The sequence below is a fragment of the Allobosea sp. 05T439 genome (assembly GCF_056396005.1).
Genome location: NZ_JBFTKP010000016.1, coordinates 131,696 through 148,337 on the forward strand (window position 1 = coordinate 131,696; position 16,642 = coordinate 148,337).

15 protein-coding genes and 1 pseudogene are annotated in these 16,642 nt (G+C 65.9%); 12 read left to right on the forward strand and 4 right to left on the reverse strand.

The annotated features are described in order from the left end of the window. Positions 1-30: 30 nt before the first annotated feature. Both AC1DIO_RS19745 and AC1DIO_RS19750 read right to left on the reverse strand, forming a co-directional pair. Positions 31-858, reverse strand: coding sequence for an acid phosphatase (locus tag AC1DIO_RS19745; protein ID WP_476853966.1), 828 nt, complete (start codon positions 856-858; stop codon positions 31-33). 47 nt (positions 859-905) lie between these two features. Continuing rightward, positions 906-1,646 carry a porin family protein gene (locus tag AC1DIO_RS19750; protein ID WP_476776014.1) on the reverse strand — a complete coding sequence of 247 codons (741 nt, stop codon included), beginning with the start codon at positions 1,644-1,646 and terminating at the stop codon, positions 906-908. A 349-nt stretch (positions 1,647-1,995) separates the two neighbouring features. Here AC1DIO_RS19750 and AC1DIO_RS19755 point away from each other — a divergent pair, with 349 nt between their 5' ends. The 5 genes from AC1DIO_RS19755 (at position 1,996) to argE (ending at position 6,928) form a co-directional block, all read left to right on the forward strand. After that, positions 1,996-2,997, forward strand: a complete 1,002-nt coding sequence (locus tag AC1DIO_RS19755) for a helix-turn-helix transcriptional regulator (RefSeq protein ID WP_476853967.1) — start codon at positions 1,996-1,998, stop codon at positions 2,995-2,997. A gap of 105 nt (positions 2,998-3,102) precedes the next feature. Beyond that, positions 3,103-3,933 (forward strand): AraC family transcriptional regulator, encoded by an 831-nt coding sequence (locus tag AC1DIO_RS19760; RefSeq protein WP_476853968.1) that lies wholly within the window; start codon positions 3,103-3,105, stop codon positions 3,931-3,933. Positions 3,934-4,090: 157 nt separating this feature from the next. After that, positions 4,091-4,816 carry an alanyl-tRNA editing protein gene (locus tag AC1DIO_RS19765; RefSeq protein WP_476768642.1) on the forward strand — a complete coding sequence of 242 codons (726 nt, stop codon included), beginning with the start codon at positions 4,091-4,093 and terminating at the stop codon, positions 4,814-4,816. A gap of 10 nt (positions 4,817-4,826) precedes the next feature. Next, a complete protein-coding gene (locus AC1DIO_RS19770; RefSeq protein ID WP_441491260.1) occupies positions 4,827-5,762 on the forward strand; it encodes a DMT family transporter in 936 nt (311 codons plus the stop codon). 53 nt (positions 5,763-5,815) lie between these two features. Next, a complete protein-coding gene (gene argE / locus AC1DIO_RS19775) occupies positions 5,816-6,928 on the forward strand; it encodes an acetylornithine deacetylase (RefSeq protein ID WP_476853969.1) in 1,113 nt (370 codons plus the stop codon). Between the two features lie 54 nt (positions 6,929-6,982). Here the strand turns inward: argE and AC1DIO_RS19780 are convergent, their stop codons facing one another. Continuing rightward, positions 6,983-7,960, reverse strand: coding sequence for an ABC transporter substrate-binding protein (locus AC1DIO_RS19780; RefSeq protein WP_441491258.1), 978 nt, complete (start codon positions 7,958-7,960; stop codon positions 6,983-6,985). A gap of 185 nt (positions 7,961-8,145) precedes the next feature. On the opposite strand from AC1DIO_RS19780, the gene AC1DIO_RS19785 reads away from it, so the two are divergent. The 6 genes from AC1DIO_RS19785 (at position 8,146) to AC1DIO_RS19810 (ending at position 14,747) form a co-directional block, all read left to right on the forward strand. Further along, complete coding sequence (locus AC1DIO_RS19785) at positions 8,146-9,132, forward strand: alpha/beta hydrolase family protein (RefSeq protein WP_476853970.1); 987 nt, start codon at positions 8,146-8,148, stop codon at positions 9,130-9,132. 852 nt (positions 9,133-9,984) lie between these two features. Next, the gene (locus AC1DIO_RS19790; protein ID WP_441491256.1) at positions 9,985-11,262 is read left to right on the forward strand and encodes a PQQ-dependent sugar dehydrogenase; all 1,278 of its coding nucleotides are present in this window, start codon (positions 9,985-9,987) and stop codon (positions 11,260-11,262) included. 351 nt (positions 11,263-11,613) lie between these two features. Further along, a complete protein-coding gene (locus tag AC1DIO_RS19795) occupies positions 11,614-11,928 on the forward strand; it encodes a c-type cytochrome (RefSeq protein WP_441491255.1) in 315 nt (104 codons plus the stop codon). Between the two features lie 187 nt (positions 11,929-12,115). Further along, complete coding sequence (locus tag AC1DIO_RS19800) at positions 12,116-12,559, forward strand: hypothetical protein (protein ID WP_476853971.1); 444 nt, start codon at positions 12,116-12,118, stop codon at positions 12,557-12,559. 229 nt (positions 12,560-12,788) lie between these two features. Then, positions 12,789-13,091, forward strand: a complete 303-nt coding sequence (locus AC1DIO_RS19805; RefSeq protein ID WP_476853972.1) for a hypothetical protein — start codon at positions 12,789-12,791, stop codon at positions 13,089-13,091. A gap of 270 nt (positions 13,092-13,361) precedes the next feature. Then, positions 13,362-14,747 carry an RNB domain-containing ribonuclease gene (locus tag AC1DIO_RS19810; RefSeq protein ID WP_441507306.1) on the forward strand — a complete coding sequence of 462 codons (1,386 nt, stop codon included), beginning with the start codon at positions 13,362-13,364 and terminating at the stop codon, positions 14,745-14,747. 78 nt (positions 14,748-14,825) lie between these two features. On the opposite strand, the gene AC1DIO_RS19815 is transcribed toward AC1DIO_RS19810, so the two are convergent. Next, entirely contained in the window at positions 14,826-15,830 is a 1,005-nt protein-coding gene (locus AC1DIO_RS19815) for a helix-turn-helix transcriptional regulator (protein ID WP_441507305.1), read from the reverse strand. Between the two features lie 153 nt (positions 15,831-15,983). Here AC1DIO_RS19815 and AC1DIO_RS19820 point away from each other — a divergent pair. Further along, positions 15,984-16,642, forward strand: a pseudogene (locus AC1DIO_RS19820) (outer membrane protein); the annotation flags it as partial.

Genomic DNA, 16,642 nt, shown 5'->3' on the forward strand with positions numbered 1-16,642 from the left:
AGCCGCGTGGCGGCCGCCCAGCTGGACATATTACGGCCCGGACAGGGCCGCGGTCTCGGCAGCACAATCCGGCATCGGGTTCGAGCGCTTCGCCTTCGCTGCCTTCACTTCCGCCTTCGCCGCCCTGAGATCGGCAAGGAAGGCCGCATTGGTCTGGAGCCGCGCAACGGTCGCCGCCCCCATGATGCGCCCGGCATCGACATCGCTCTGCCAATGGGCGTCGCAGATGACGCGGCTCTGCCCGAATTCGATGCCGCGCTTGAGCAATTCATTCGAGCGCTCGGGATTGATCTGCGCGAAGACGAGCGCCCATCCCCAGCCCGCGGCGGTGTGGCCAGACGGATAGGAGCCATCGGTCCTCAGAATCGTCTCCTGATCCGCCCTGCAGGTCGATTCGTTGTGAACGACGAAGGGCCGGACGCGGTTGTATTTGTTCTTCACGCCATAAGTGGAGAGGCCAAAATCGGACAGCATCGTCTGCGTCATCGCATAGAGGCGCGGGGTCTGCTTCTGGTCGATCCTGACACCCATCGCGCAGGAGAAATTGTCGGCCGCCTGCGGAAAGGCGAGATCGGCATCGGTAGAGGCGAGCTTCCAGCGGCTGGTGTTCCGCAGCGGGAGCGTCGCCTTGCGCGCCTCTTCGTCCCTGGCCAGCGCAGCCGAGTCCTTCTCGGGCGGCGGACCCAGCAGGACCAGGCTGTCGGGCAGTTCGGATGGCTTGAGATAGCCCGGCGCGATCTTGAAATGCGGATCTGTGACCTTGGGCTGGGCTTCGCCCGCTTGCGCAAAGGCCTGCCCGCAGAGCGCGATGAGCGCAACCATCGAAACACCTGCGGCCCGAACCGCGCTCGCCGTCATAGACATATCCATTCCTTTCGCCATCGTCGAACTCATAGGCAGACCGGTCAGAACCGGTATGTTGCCGCAACCGCGGGACCGTGCTGCGTCACATCGTAGGAAAAACCGCCCCTGCGATAATCGACATGGAGCGCCCTGTAACCGGCCTTCAACGTCAGGCTCTCGCTCCAGGCGTAATTGACGCTGCCCAAGCCCTGCCAGGTCAGGTGCGAGCCGACGCCGAAGCCCCCGACATCGCCTGCAACCGTCACGCTCCATGGGCCACCGAGCTTGATTCCGAGCCGGGCGCCGAGGATGGGGTCGGCCCAGATCTCGGAGTCGCGGTGGTCGATCCGGAGATTGGCCGGGCCGGGCAGGACCTCCAGCTTATTGTTCAGGTTCCAGAACCGGACGCCGCCGCCCAGGTCCAGCGAAACGGCCGCGTCCTCATAGACGCGATAAAGGGCGGAGCCCTGCACGATCGTGCTCTGCGAGCGCAGCTTCAGCGCGGAGAAGAAGGGCCCGGGCAGGTTGCCGCCGGTCGTCACCTGCGAAAACTGGCCATCGACCAGGAAGCCCCAGCGGTCGATACGCATCTCTGCGGAGGCCATCATCGCGCCGTTCAATTCCTTCAGCACGTCGCGGAAGCGCAGGTGGATATCCGCGGCCGGCAGCGGCGGGAAGGTTGCGCTCTTTCCGTCGATCGCCGTCGCCCAGAGATAGCTCGTGATGGAGAAGCTTGGCCCTGAAGCAATGACAGGGGCTGGCGGCCGGGCTGGCTGCGGGAGATCGGACGCCCAGGCGGGCATGTATAATGCTGYCGACGTCAACGCGATGATGAGAGAGCGCACCGTTTCCCCTGACATTGATCTCTGGTCTCGTGGCCTGTCCGTGGCCTGTGTCGACCCGCCGCACGGGCGGAGCGACGGCGTTGCCGACCCTTCGTGCAGGCGGACCGTCCGCGGAAGCCGACGCCTCCGTGCCGCCGATCATGTCCCGACCGGCAGGCGAACTCCGTTCCCAGCATTTCGTGCATGGGCCGATCGCAGTCTTGCCATTTCGCGCCAATCGCGACCGGCTATTCTGCGCGTCGTGGGCGAATCCTGGGGTAGCCCTGCCCCAGGAAACGCGGCGCCCCGATGATCACGGCGAGATCCGATGGCTGATATCCCTTTGACGCGCGGCCAGTTCCTTCTGCCCTTCGTCGGAATTCTCGACGAGATGGGGGCGCCGACACATTCGCTCCTGGAGAAGTTCCGGCTTCCCTCGTCCCTGGAGGAGAAGAGCGACTTCTACCTGCCGCTCCTGCCGGTGCTGCGCTTCGCGGCAACCGCCGGGAGAAMCCAGGGCATCGAGGATTTCGGCTTCCTCGCGACCCAGCGGCTGCATTTCCTGCATCTGAGAGAAAGGACCCGGGCGCTGATCGCTCACGCCCCGACACTGCTCGTTGCGCTCAGGCACGCCTGCCGCTGGGCGTCACGGGAGGATACGATCCTGAGCATGTGGATCKAACACCATGACGATCATGCGCGCGTCTGCAGCAGGCTCGCCGGGACAGATGGGCTGCTCAATCTGGAATACGCACAATGKATCCAGAATATTTTCCCGGTCTACATCATCCGGCAGTTTGCAGGGCCCGACTGGATGCCGGGAACGATCGCCTCCCAGACGAGGTACACGCCGGGTCCTGCKACGCGGGCCGCCTGGCCCAATGTGCAGTTCCTGTCAGGCCAGCACGCTGCCTGGATCAGCCTGCCGGTCTCCCACCTTGGTCTTTCCAACCGTTCGACCGACTCATTTGCTCCCCCGCACGATCAGGCGGATGGTCCCTCGGCCTTTGACATCGTCGAGTTGCTCAAGCTGATGTTGCCGGCCTATCTGGATGAGCGAACCCCGGCTCTGGCCGAGGTCGCGGAGATGGCAGGCGTCAGCGCCCGCAGCTTTCAGCGCAAGCTCGCCCATGTCGGCCTGACCTATTCGGACATCCTCGACACGGTCAGATATGAGAATGCGGCCAGGCTTTTGCGCGACACGGATTCCAGGATCATCGATGTCGCATTTTCGACCGGCTACACGGACCCGGCGCATTTCAGCCGCGCCTTCCGCCGCATTGCCGGCGTAACGCCGCGTCAGTTCCGTGAGCAATCGCGGCTGGGATGAGCGCGTTTCGAGGAGCCGATGGCGCGCCTTCGGCAATGCAGCATGGTTGCGATCCGGCCTGGATCGTCGCACCATCGCACCCGTCCTCACCGTCCGGATCGCATCTTGGCCCGCATCGACCTCCGCAACTCCTCGCGCTACTGGCACGACCCGCGGGTTCCGGGCCTGAGCTGCCTCGTTGCCGATTTCACCAGCCATGATTATGCGCCCCATAGCCATGACGGCTTCGTCGTCGCCGTCACCGAAGCCGGCGGCGCCGAATTCAAGAGCCGCGGACGCAGCGACGAGGCCAGGACCTCGAGCCTCTTGGTGTTCAACCCCGACGAGCCCCATTCCGGGCGGATGGGCTCGAGCCGGCGCTGGCTCTATCGCGGGTTCTACCTGACGCCACCGGCGATCGAGACGCTGAAGACCGCGCTGGGCCTGGATGAGACCGCCTATTTCAGCCGCAACACCGTCCACGACCCCGATCTGATCGAGGCTTTCCTCGGCCTGCACCGCATCCTCGACCAGGGCGACGATCCGCTTGAGGAGCGCGAGCTGCTGCTGCGCAGCTTCGGTGCCCTGATCCGGCGCCATGCCGCGGGCGAACCCCGGCTGGTGCTGCCGGCGCGGGACCGCGCCAAAGCCGCCCGCATCCGCGAGTTCATGCGGGAGCGTCATGCCGAGGACCTCACGCTGGAGCAGTTGGGGCTGGAGGTCGGTCTGACGCCGTTCCAGCTCATCGCCCTGTTCAAGCGCAGCACGGGGTTGACCCCGCATGCCTATCTCACGCAACTGCGCCTCAAGGCGGCGATCAGGGCGCTCGGGCGCGGCGCCACGATCGCCGCTGCTGCGCTCGACGCCGGCTTCTACGACCAGAGCGCGCTGACGCGGCATTTCAAGCGCAGCTACGGCATTACGCCGCTGCAATGGGTGCGCGCCGCGTCCGGCTGAAGCATCGGCAGGAAACGTGGATTGCGGCCTTCGGCAGAGCCGCTGCACACGGGCGATCTGATCGCGCTCTCAATTTTCGCCAATAGACACGCGCCGCGCCGCGCCACTCTCGCCTGCAGGCAAGCCCCTCGTCGGGGCTGCCCGCAAGGTGAGTTTCATGTCCCGCTATTACTGCCTCGATCATCCCGATGTCCTGACGCTGGCGACGGAGGTCGTAGAGACACGGCCAGGCCGGGTCGCGCTTTCAGAAAGCCCGTTCTATCCCGGCGGCGGCGGCCAATTGCCCGATCGCGGCACGCTCGCCTGGACTGGCGGCGAAGTCGCGATCGCGGGTTTCGAAAACGAGGGCGGCCGGCTCTGGCACATGCTGGCGGAACCGCTCGAACTGCCGGCGGCGCCCGTGGAAGCGAGGGTCGACGGGCCGTTCCGGCAGCTGATGCGGGCGCTGCACACCGATCTGCATATCGTGAATGCCGTCGTCTTCCAGGATTTCAATGGCGCGCTCGTCACCGGGGTGCAGATGAACGAGGACGGCACGGCGCGCATCGATTTCGACTTGCCCGAGGCGGATAACGAGCGCCTGCGCGCCATCGAAGGCACGGTCAACGATCTGATCCGGCGGGATTTTCCGGTGCGGCAAAGCCATGTCGCGGAAGCCGCGGCCTTCGCGGAGCCCGGCCTGATCCGCTCGCGCTCTGTCGCCCCGCCGCCGACGGCGGACGGGCAGGTCCGCATCGTCGAGATCGTCGGGCTCGACCGGCAGGCCTGCGGCGGCACGCATCTCGCGTCGACCGGGGCCTCGCCGCCGATCAGCATCCTGAAGATCGACAACAAGGGCCGGCATAACCGCCGGCTGCGCATCGGCCTCGCCGGCGTCGCGTAAGGCGCTCGCGATGTATCTCTTCCAGCGTCTCTGGTCGCAGCCCTTGCTGCTCCTGCCTCTGCCGCCGCTGTTCTGGGCCGGCAATCTCGTGCTCGGCCGGGCGCTCGCAGGATCCTTTCCGCCTGTCTCGCTGGCGGTCGGCCGCTGGCTCGTAGCGCTCGCCTGCCTGCTGCCCTTCGTTCTCGGCACGCTTCGTGCGCAGCGGCAGGCGCTCATCCGCGCGCGTGGCCTCGTCTTCGCCTGCGGCGCCTTCGGCATCGCCGGCTACAATGCGCTGGGCTATCTCGCCCTGCAAAGTGCACCGGCCGCGAGCGTCGCCTTCCTGAACTCGACCCTGCCGCTGATGGTGCCGCTCGCTGCCTTCATGCTCGGCGTCGAGCGTGTCTCGGCCCGCACGCTGGCCGGCATCGCCATCTCCTTCGTCGGCGTGAGCTGGATCGTCGCGCGCGGTGCGCCTTCGACGCTGTCGGGCTTGAGCCTCACCGGCGGCGAGCCGCTGGTTCTAATCGCGGTCGCCAATTACGCGGTCTATTCGGTGCTGCTGCGCCGCCGCCCGGCCGATCTCGACCCGCTCCTCTTCCTGGCCGCGACGATGGCGGCGGGGCTCCTGGTGCTGCTGCCGTTCTGGATCTGGGAGCTCGCCCAGGGCGCGACGATCCCGATATCGCCCGGCCCGATCGCGGCGGTGCTCTATATCGGCGTCTTCGCCTCGCTGCTCGCCTTCATCATCTGGAATCGCTGCGTCGGTGCGCTGGGGCCGAGCGTGACCGGCGCCTCCTTCCATCTCGTCGCCCTGTTCACCGCCGCCCTCGCCTTCCTGCTGCTCGGCGAGCCCGTGCAGCCGTTCCATCTCGTTGGCGCGGCCTTGATCCTCGGCGGCTTCGGCCTCGCCGCCGCTGGCGGCCGCCCGTCCGTATCCCGACGCCCCGGAGAAGCCAGATCATGACCGTGTTTGCGCAGGAGGATTTCGCCGATCACGAGCAGGTGGCGTGAACGGCGATGACTGCGACGATCGCCCTGCTCGCGGAACTGGTCGGTTTCGACACGACATCGAGCCGCTCGAACCTGGCGCTCGTCGAGCGCGTCGCCGACCGCCTCGACGGCATCGGCGCCCGTGTCCGGTTGAGCCATGACGAGGGTCGCGGCAAGGCCAATATCCTCGCGAGCTTCGGCCCCCGCGCGCCGGGCGGCGTCGTCCTCTCCGGGCATACCGACACGGTTCCGGTCGACGACCAGAGCTGGTCCTCCGACCCCTTTCGGCTGAGCGAGCGCGACGGCAGGCTCCATGGCCGCGGCGCCGCCGACATGAAGGGTTTCATCGCGGCCTGCCTTGCCGCGGCGGAGAGTTTCGCGGCCACCGATCTCGCGCGGCCGATCCATATCGCGCTGTCCTATGACGAGGAGGTCGGCTGTCTCGGCGTGCCCGACCTGATCGCCGATCTGCTCGCCCATGAGGAGATGCCGGAGCTCGCCATCATCGGCGAGCCGACCCTGATGCGGCTCGGCGACCGCCATCGCGGCTTTCTCGGGTTCCGTACCCGTTTCGAGGGCAAGGCCGCGCATTCGAGCGATCCGAGCGCGGGGGCGAGCGCGATCTATCCCGCGGCCGATTTCGCCGGCTTCCTCAGGGCGGTCGGGCACCGCGCCGGGGCAATAGACCGCACGACCGTCAATCTCGGCCGGATCGAGGGCGGCTCGGCGATCAACATCGTGCCCTCCGCCTGCGAGCTGTTCTGGGAATTCCGGCCGGTCACGCCTGAGGATGCCGAGGAGACCGAACGGCTGGTCGCCGCCTATCTCGCCCGCGCAACGCCGCCCGACATCCGCCAGTCGACGCGAAGGCATGTCCATGTTCCGCCTCTGGCGAGCGCCGGCGACGAGCCGGCGCTCGCTGTCGCCGCCGCGCTCGGCGGCATCGGCCCGCCCTTCGCGATGCCCTTCGGCACGGAGGCCGGTTTCTTCCAGGCCGCCGGCATCTCCGCGGTGGTGTGCGGGCCCGGCTCGATCGCGCAGGCGCACCAGCCCGACGAGTGGATCGCGCCCGCGCAGCTCGACGCCGCCGACGCCTTCCTGGCCCGGCTCGCCGGCTGGGCCGGCCGCCGTCACTCCTGAAGGGCCGCGCCCACGATGCCGGTTTCGCCGGCGCAGGCGACCGGAGCCGGCGCGCTATTCGATCACGCGATCGGCGCGTTCGATCAGAGCTGGCTTGACCTCGATGCCGAGCGCCCTCGCCGTCTTCAGATTGAGCACGAATTCGAACACGGTCGGGCGCTCGATCGGCAGTTCCGCCGGCTTCGTTCCCTTCAGGATGCGGTCCACGTAATAGGCGACCCGCCGATAGGATTCAGCGAGCTTCGGTCCGTATGTGTACAAGGCGCCGGCCTCCGCAAAATCGGCCCAGGCCGAGACGACGGGAATGCGGTGTGCGTTCGCGACATCGACGATCTGCCGGCGGTTCGTGAAGGTGATCGGATCGGGAAAGACCACGATCGCCTGCGGCGGGTCGGCGGCCAGGCCGGCATAGGCCAGACGGAGCGCGTCGGGACCCGGGGTGGAAAAATATTGGATCGCAATGCCGAGCTTCTCAGCCATCTCGATCGAATTGCTTCGCTCCAGCTCCTCTCCGGCATGCGTCGGACTTGCGATGATCGCGACACGATTGATCTGCGGCATCACTTCCCGCAGCATTTCCAAGCGTTTGCCGTTCAGCTCGACCGACATCAAGGTGATTCCGGTCATCTTGCGTGCGGGCCTGGCAAGGCTCTCGGCGAGCCCGGCCAGAACAGGGTCGGCGCTGAACACATAGATCACCGGGACGACGGCGCTGACCTTCTGAAGCAGGCTCGTCGCCGGACCATGGGTGACGATCACATTCACCGGCATGGCGGCCAGTTCGTCCGCCAAGGCCACGACCCGGTCACTGTCGCCATCGGCATAGCGCGCCGTCATCGTGAGATTGCGGCCCTCGACATAGCCCAGGGCGGCAAGCCCGGCACGCAATGCGTCGAGAAACGGGCTGACTTCGGCGACCCGTCCCATGGTGAGCCAGCCGAGATGGACGGCCTTGGGCTGCTGCGCACGCGATCCGAGCGGCCAGGTCAGCCCTGCGCCAGCGAGCAAGAGGACGAAATCCCGTCGCGTCATCGGCCAACCCTCCGGTGGCAGGGGCGCCATCTTGCCCGATGCGCGCCGAAATGTCGTCAGATGTCGCCGCTTCGCCCGCGGGGCGGGATGGCGTTCGCCTCCGCCCGCGAAATGAGCCAATCATGCCCTGTCCATGGATCGGCCGCGCCTGTACCGGTTCGGCGGCAACGCGTTTGGAGACGAGGATGCGCAGTATAGGAGCTTCAAGCCGCCTCGGCCTGCTGACGCTGACATTTGCCGCGGCGCCAGGACCGGCGCCGGCCTCCGCTCAATCCATCCCGGAGCGGGCGAATTTCGACCCGATCGCCGTGGTCGATGGCATCAGGATCAGCCGGACCGAGTGCGCGGCGCTGGAAGCCAAGAATACCGCGATCTGGCTCGAAACCCAGGCGACATGCCTGCGATATTATGCGGCCGGGCTGAAACCTGGCTCCGGCACGATCCCCGTCGCCGCGATCTGGCTGAACGGCGACGTGCTGGGACCGAAGGGGGCGAATGCGGACAAGCGGCAAGGCGGCTTCGGCCCGACGGAGATGGTCGCGCTGCAGCAGAGGCTTTCGGCCCGCTTCGGCATCCCATCGATCTTCCTGGGGCGGCCCGGAACCTATGGAAGCGCCGGCAAGCACTACACGATGCGCGGCCGCCCCATCGAAGCGCAGCTCATTTCGGCTGCGCTCGACGGTCTCAAGGCGCAGTATCACATCCAGTCATGGGCGCTCGGCGGGCATAGCGGTGGCGGCACGCTCGTCGCGGAGATGCTGGCGCAGCGCGACGATCTGCGCTGTGCGGTGATCTCCTCCGGCGCAGCCGCCTATCGCGCCTATCTGGAAGCACGCGGCCTCGTGAGGCCGGGGCAGAGATCGGAGCGTTTCGACCCCTCGGCCGCGCTCGACAAGGTGCCGACCGATCCCGTGCGTCGCCTCTTCGTGATCGGTGACCCGCGCGAGACGAATGTGCCGTTCTCCTCCCAGAAGCTCTATTTCGAAAGCCTCACGCGCCGCGGCCATGCGGCCTGGCTGATCCCGCTGGAGCGCGCCACGGATGCCCGCCACCATGATCTCGTCGATTTCGGCGAGACCGCCAACGCGCTCTGCGCGGCAGGCGCGGGCACAGACCGGATTGTCGGCACGCTCACCTCCATGCCGGCACAGGGACCTCGCTTGTCAAACTGAGCTGTTGCAAGTGCCAAGCGGTGGCTCAGATGGCGCGAGATTCCCGTTGGCCGCCTTGGTCGGGAGTTGACAGGTCGGCGCCAGACCCTGCCCTCGCCCTCAGATTGAGATTCATCCCCCTCCTCTATCGCGTTGGAAAGACGAGGTTTCCAGAAGAGGACAGGCGGCACCCGAAGATCGGCGACGCGCGATGCTGGAGCTTTCTCCTGAACGGGATGGCGAGCCGGCTACTCCAGATCGGGACACCGGTCACGCGCGCTCGAGAAATCCTCCGTCGTCCCGAAAGCCACCCCGCCGAAGGACGCGTATTGCGACGCGAACGGCGGATGCTGCGCCTCGCCACCATGCGAGCTGGCCGAGATTGGGACCGGGGCGTACCGGGCCCGGGCCACCGTTCCCGGCGATCCGGCCCCTGGCTGGCGAGCCTCGCAAAGTAGCTCCCGGATATGGCCGAGACTAATCTGGAAATTCTCCAGTCTATATCTGCCCATTTTCGAGACCGTCGGCACTCAGAGCGAACCGCGACTCAGCAATCATCAATTCACCTATCGTCATCGCGGCATGCAATTGGGGGGCGCCCTCGGATAACGGCATATCGCACGGCATCCGGCGGCCTATCCTCTTGCGTAAACCTTTTCATCATCGTCAATATTGACCCTCACGTCAGCCAATCAAGTTTAGAACTGCCCCAGCGTCCCTGCCACGGAATCGACGCACCACCTCGACGCGAAACGATGTTGCACGACATTGGACGCTCGCATAACAATCGACTTGTCGAACAATGCTTTCGGCCCAGGATCCGGCGGATCGCTGGCCTTTACAGGGATGCACAATAACTCGGAGGAGACATCGATGACTCGACGTATTCGCTTCGTGTTGCCTTATACGTTACTGGCCTCATTCGCCCTATCCGGGGCGGCGACGGCCCAAAGCCCCGGCGGAACGCCCGGGCTCACCAGCACCACGGTGATGTCCGGGCGCGAGCTGACCTGGGACATGGCCTTCCTGCCCGACGGCACGATGTTCTTCACCGAGAAATGCGGTGGGCTCTCGGTCCGGCTCCCCTCCGGCAAGATCAACGCCCTGCTCGGCATCAAGGATTCCAAGAACTACCCCGAGACCGCGTCCGACCTCTTCTGCAGCGGCCAGGCCGGCATGAGCGGCGTGGCGATCGACCCCGACTTCGCCAGCAACCGCTTCATCTACGTGTCCTCGGCGTCGAACATCACCGCTCCGGGAACCAATCGGGTGCTGCGGCTCGTGGTCAGCCCCGATCTGACCAAGGTCTCGAACCGGCAGGATATCGTCACCGACATCGCCTACAAGGCGGCGCCGAGCAACCATCCCTTCGGCGATGCCGGCGCGCATAATGGCGGACGCCTGCGCTTTGGCCCCGCGGACGGCTTCCTCTACGTGACGACGGGCGACACCCATAATGGCGAGGTGCCGCAGGGCCCGACCCGCATTGGGGGCAAAGTGCTGCGCATCGACCGGGACGGCAAGGCCGCGCCCGGCAACAACCCGCCACAGGGCTTCGATACGCGCGTCTTCACCTACGGCCACCGCAATCCGCAGGGCATCTGCTTCCGGCCCGGCACCAACCAGCCCTACACGGCGGAGAACGGCCCCTGGCATAGCGACGAGGTGACGGCGCTAACCGCCGGCGGCAACGCGGGCTGGGATCCGCGCCCGAACATCGCCGGGCGCGCCGACTGCCCCGACAATTATTGCGGATACTCGCCGAACCAGATGGGCGCAGTGGATCCGAAGGAGCGCTCGGCCTTCATGCCGATGACCGACACCAAGACCTATCCCAACGCGATGAAGCCGGCCTGGAACAACGACACGCTTTCGCAGGGCATGTCGTCATGCGTATTCCTGAACGGCCCGCAATGGAAGGACTGGAACGGCCGGATGGTCGTGACCTTCATGGGCATCGGCATCCACGGAACGCCGGTCGGCAACCGCCTCGACGTGCTCAACATCACGCCCGATGGCGCGTCCGCCACGCGCAGCACGGTGTCCCTGCCGATGCCGGCCGGACGCTTCCGCTCCGTCGTGCAGGCGCCTGACGGCAGCATGTACGTGGCCACCGACCAGGGCGACGTCTACCAGCTCAAGCCCAACTGAGCCTGATGGGCAGCCGCGCCTGCCGCAGCGGCGGCGCGGCCGACCTTCCGTCTGCGGGCTCGGCCTGGCCGCGCCCGCAGACCTGACGCGATCAGCATTCGCAACCGCTTCGGACACCGACCAGCACGAGACGATACGGACAGATGGAGCTTGGGCTTCTCGCCTGGCGGCGGACAAGTGCCGGCTCCGGCAGCGCTTGCGTTTCAGCGCATGTCCCGCAGATCATCGCGTGCCTGGCCGCCCCGACCGGAGAGCCGATGATGATCCTTGCGTTGGTGCTATCCGCTTCGTTTCGACCACTGTTCCGCGATACCGACCGATCCGGATCGCGCATGATGGGAAGCCTGGTCCATGGTTGACTTTCGCCACCTCGCCGCAGCCGCTTTCGTCGCGCTTCTGGCATCCTCGCCCGCTTTCGCAAGCCCCGAACTGGCCAGGAGCAAGAACTGCGTCGCCTGCCATTCGATCGAACGCAAGATGATCGGTCCAGCCTACAAGGCCGTTGCCGAGCGCTATGCCAAGGACGAAGCCGCGCTCAAGACCTTGAGCGAGAAGATCGTGAAGGGCGGCGGCGGCAATTGGGGTCAGATGCCGATGCCGCCTCAACCTGGCGTCTCGCCCGAGGAGGCCGAAGGTCTGGTGAAGTGGATTCTGTCCCAGCAATAGGGACCGTCATCGGCGGCAGCGGCGGCCTCCGGCACCGGTGCCGCCAGATACTGGAGCCGCTCAGCGGGTCACCCCCCGTCGGTTAGGACGACTTCTGCTTCCGGCCCAACTCTGACAATCTCGGCGGAGTGTCGCGACGTCGACAGCCGGCCTGCTGCGCGACCGACAGCGGAGAGGAATGGAAGTGATGAAGCGCATCTTCGTAGCCACGGCCCTTGCGGCAAGCTTCGCCTGGCCCGGCCTGCTTGCCGCCCAGGATCTCCCGCGGTCGATTGTGGAGCTCGGCTTGACCGACATTCAGACCCGCCCGAAGCCGCACATCGCCTATGGCAGATATGTCTACGGCACCCTGCCCGGCGGCGCTCGCATCAAGGTCGAACTGGAGCAKAACGGGGAAATCGATGAAATCGAAGCGCGGGGGCGCGGCCTCTTTCCCATTGACCAGATCCGCTCGCTGGTTCCGGCCCCGGTGCTGCAAAACCCGTCCTGGCCGGCCGGTGCTACGCTCGAAAGGATTGAGTTCGAGCGAGGCGGACGCATCAAGATCGAAGGCCGCCTTGCCGACGGGATCAAGTTCGATGCCGAGTTTGCAGCCGATGGGCAGCTGATCGATTTCGATAGGGACGGCTGAAGACGCGGCCAGCGCGCGCGAGTGGCCTCCTGCCAAAGGTCGATGCTACCAAGATGCAGGAATCGCCGCGCAGCCACACGCCGTCCGTGTCGCCAAGCATTTGCGACGTGAGACGCGCCAGCTTCTGTCATTCCGAGGCTATGCGGCCACCGTCCGTATCTGGGAAAGCTGCCCAAACAAAAACGCGCGCGATCCACTTTCGGACCGTCGGAAGCCTGAGGAGGGCTGATTGAAAGGCAAGGGGTTCTACGTGTGGATTACCGTCTTCGCCGTGGTCGTGGGCGTTCTGGTTTGGAGCCTCAGCCCCGGCCCTTCGGAACATCCATCGATCGGAGGGGGCGGTTATGACCTCTCCGGCCCAGTTTACACCTTGGTGCTTCTGGCATTCACGGGCCTCTGGACGCTTGCAACACTGCTGACCGGCCTGAACCACAGCGAGGCAGGGACCCGTCGTCGCGCGTTCATCCTGGCGGTCATCGGCCTCATCACCTTCTCGCTGTCGATCATGATCTGGGGCAACAACCTGAGTTAGCGGGCACGCGGGCGTGACACTGGAAACAGGCTATTCGCGAGGCGCAGGTCGATCGTCGATCCCACCGGCGTGCCTATCTCGAGTCGAGCAAATTGCGTCCCACGTCTGCGGGAAGCGAAGTGCGCCCCGATCCAGTCTGAGGCGCATCGCTCKACATGACCGATCGCTATCGTTGCATGTGATGCCCAAACGGTTGCAACTATAGCAGTTCGCGAACCTTCGCGCGGGCTGCTTCGCAGCAGCTCAACAACGGGCAGAGGTCTCGCGAGGATGAAGACCCTCATTGATTCCACCAATGCGCTGATCGGTGGAATGGCGGCGATACGCCGCCAATTCGGCGTGCCGGAGCAGTTTCCGCCCGCGGTTCTTGCAGCGGCGGAAACTGCTGCCCATCGCGCGCCGACCGCGCATGTCGACCGCACGGACCGGCCTTTCGTCACGCTCGACCCCGCGACATCGACGGATCTCGACCAGGCCTTCACGATCGAGCGCAGCGGCAACGACCTTTTGCTGCATTACGCCATCGCCGATGTCGCCTGGTTCGTCGACGATGGCGACGCGGTCGACCGGGAAGCGTGGCAGCGCGGCACGACGCTCTATCTGCCGGACGGCAAGGTCGGGCTGTATCCGCCGGTTCTCGCCGAGGGCGCCGCGAGCCTCCTGCCCACCGGACCTCGGCCGGCGGTGATCTTCACCACCCGGATCGACACCGATGGCAATGTCCATCTCGATAATGCAGAGCGGGCTGTCATCCGCAGCACCGCCAAGCTCGCCTATGACAGGGTCGGCGCGTCTGATCTGCCGCCCGATTTCGATGAACTGGCCCGCCGCATCGAGGCTGCCGAGAGCCGGCGCGGCGCAGCGCGCGTGGACCCACCTGAACAGGAGGTCGATGCTCTCGGCGACGGCCGCTACCAATTGATCTTCCGCCCGCGCCTGCGCGCCGAGGAGCAGAACGCCACCCTGTCCCTGGCCAGCAATATCGCGATCGCGGCGGCACTCCTGACAGCCCGGACCGGCCTGTTCAGGGTCATGCAGGAACCGGATCAGAAGGCCGTCCAGCGCCTGCGCCAGACCGCGCGCGCCCTGGGCCTGTCATGGCCGGAGATGGAGACGCTCGTCCAGTTCGAGAAGACGCTGAATCCCGCCGACAGCAGCCACGCGGCCTTCATGCTGGCGGTGCGGAGGGCTAGCGGCGGCGCGAGCTATGTTCCCTATCGCGAAGGCATCGTGCCGTGGCATGCGCCGATGGCGGCGACCTATGCGCATGCCACGGCACCGCTGCGCCGTCTCGCCGATCGCTATGTGGTGCGCGCCGCCCTGGCGGTGGCGAACGGCCAGCCGGTTCCGCCAGCGGTATCGGCCGCATTCGAACAACTGCCTGCGGTGATGGCGCGGGCCGATGCGCGCGACGGTCAAGTGGACCGGGACGTCATCGATCTGGCCGAAGCTCTTATGCTCCAGGGCAGCGAAGGAACCGCGTTCGAGGCGGTCGTGACCGACGCGGATGAGCACGGCCTGCGCATCCAGCTCTGCGAGCTGCCGGTGGTCGCGCGGGTTCGCGGGCAGGACAGCAAGCCGGGCGATAGGATCCGGGTCAGGCTGACATCTGCCGACCCCCTGCAGAACATGATCACCTTCGAACGAGCAGGTTGAGGGCGATGACGCTCCGAGAACCCGTCCTACAGCCGGTGCGGATCGCAGAGCTGCGGGGTACTGCGGAACGGTGCGCGACTACATGTCCGAGCGAAACTCCCGGGGTGTGCGGCCGGTCGCCTTCTGGAAGGCGCGCGCGAAATTGGCGGGAGAGGAATAGCCCATCTCCGCCGCAACACGGGTGATCGAGCCGTTCATGTGCCGAAGCAATTCGGTCGCGCGCTGGAGCCGTGCCGCGTTTGCCAGGCTGCGGAAATCGGTGCCGGCCCGGTTCAGCTCGCGCTGCAACGTCCGGACGCTGGTCCCCATCGGTCGCGCAGCCCGATCGATGGAGACGCTGCCGGTGAGAACCTGGGCCCGGACCTGTGCCATGACGACGTCGAGCAGATCGTGTGGCGCTCCGCCGGGCCGGTCTCGCGCCACGTCCTCGATGGTGACAATGGGCCATGACCCGCGGTTCGGAGCAGCCGACAAGAGATGGCGTTCGATGACGATCGTCACGGCCGGCGCGTTGAACAGGACCGGGCAGTGGAAGAGATCTTCGAACAGGCCGGTTTGGCGCGGCCTCTCGATATTGAGCTCGATGCGCAGCGGCCGCCAGTCGAACGGCAAATAGGCCCTGATGACGCTGAGCAGAACGCCGGCCGCCGCACCGGCGATCATCTCGTAGCCAGCGTGGCCGGCGAGCGCAAAGACATAGCTGTAGCGCGCCTCGTCGCCGGTGATCGCGAGCGACATCCGGTCGTGGGTGCTGTGATAGCCAAGGGCCGCAATCGCCCGCTCGATGGAGTGGCCGAGCGTCTCGGCTCCCAGGATATAGCGCCCGAAACAGCCATAGTTGCCGGCGTTCATCATCGGGGCGATCAGGAACCCGAGATTGGGCTCGCCGGCGACTCTCGCGGCGGCATTCACGAAGCCGAGCACTGCGGCATGCGGGATGAAGCAATTGCGGCCCTCGGTCAGCTCGATATCGAAGCCTGCCGCACGGTTCGCCCGCAGAAGCGCCCTCTCCCCGAGTTCATGCCGCAGGAATGCTGGCAGGCCGTGCAGGATATGGCTGGAGATGACGGGGATTTCAGACACGCGCTGGACACTCCGGAATACCGTAAAGTTGGCGCAAAATGAGTGGTCTCGAAATCCGATTGCTGTTTTGTCGCACAGTATAAGTGCCGCGGGCAAACGGGAAACCGGTTTTGGCCGTCGGCAGCTTTATTGTCGATGAAGGAATTTCCGGCCGTGAGCGCGAGGACGTTGTTCAGCTTAGCCAGACTGACACTCTTCGCGACCTTGTCGTGTTCGGGAGGAGCGCTGGCGGAGGCTTCGACGAACAGCACGGCCGATCTGGCCAAGGCGGCGCAGAACCCCGTTGCCGACATGATCAGCCTGCCCTTTCAGAACAACTTCAACTTCAATGTCGGGCCGCATAGGCAGCTGCAGAATGTCCTCAACATCCAGCCCGTGATCCCGATCACGCTGAACAAGGACTGGAACCTGATCACGCGCTGGATCACGCCGGTGATCTCGCAACCGGCCCTGACGGTGAATGGTGACCGCGAGTTCGGCCTCGGCGACATCAACCCGAGCTTCTTCTTCTCGCCGAAGCAGCCGACGCACGGCATCATCTGGGGCATCGGGCCGACCTTCGTATTCCCGACCGGCACCGACAAGACCCTGACCGCCGGCAAGTACTCGGCGGGTCCGGCTTTCGTCGCCCTGGCCATCGAAGGCCCCTGGGTCGTCGGCGTTCTCGTCAACAATGTCTGGTCCTTCGCGGGCAAGAGCAACCGCAGCGCGGTCAACGCGATGACGCTGCAGCCCTTCGTGAACTACAATTTCCACGGCGGCTGGTACCTGACCTCGTCCCCGATCATCACCGCCGACTGGGAGGCCGGCCA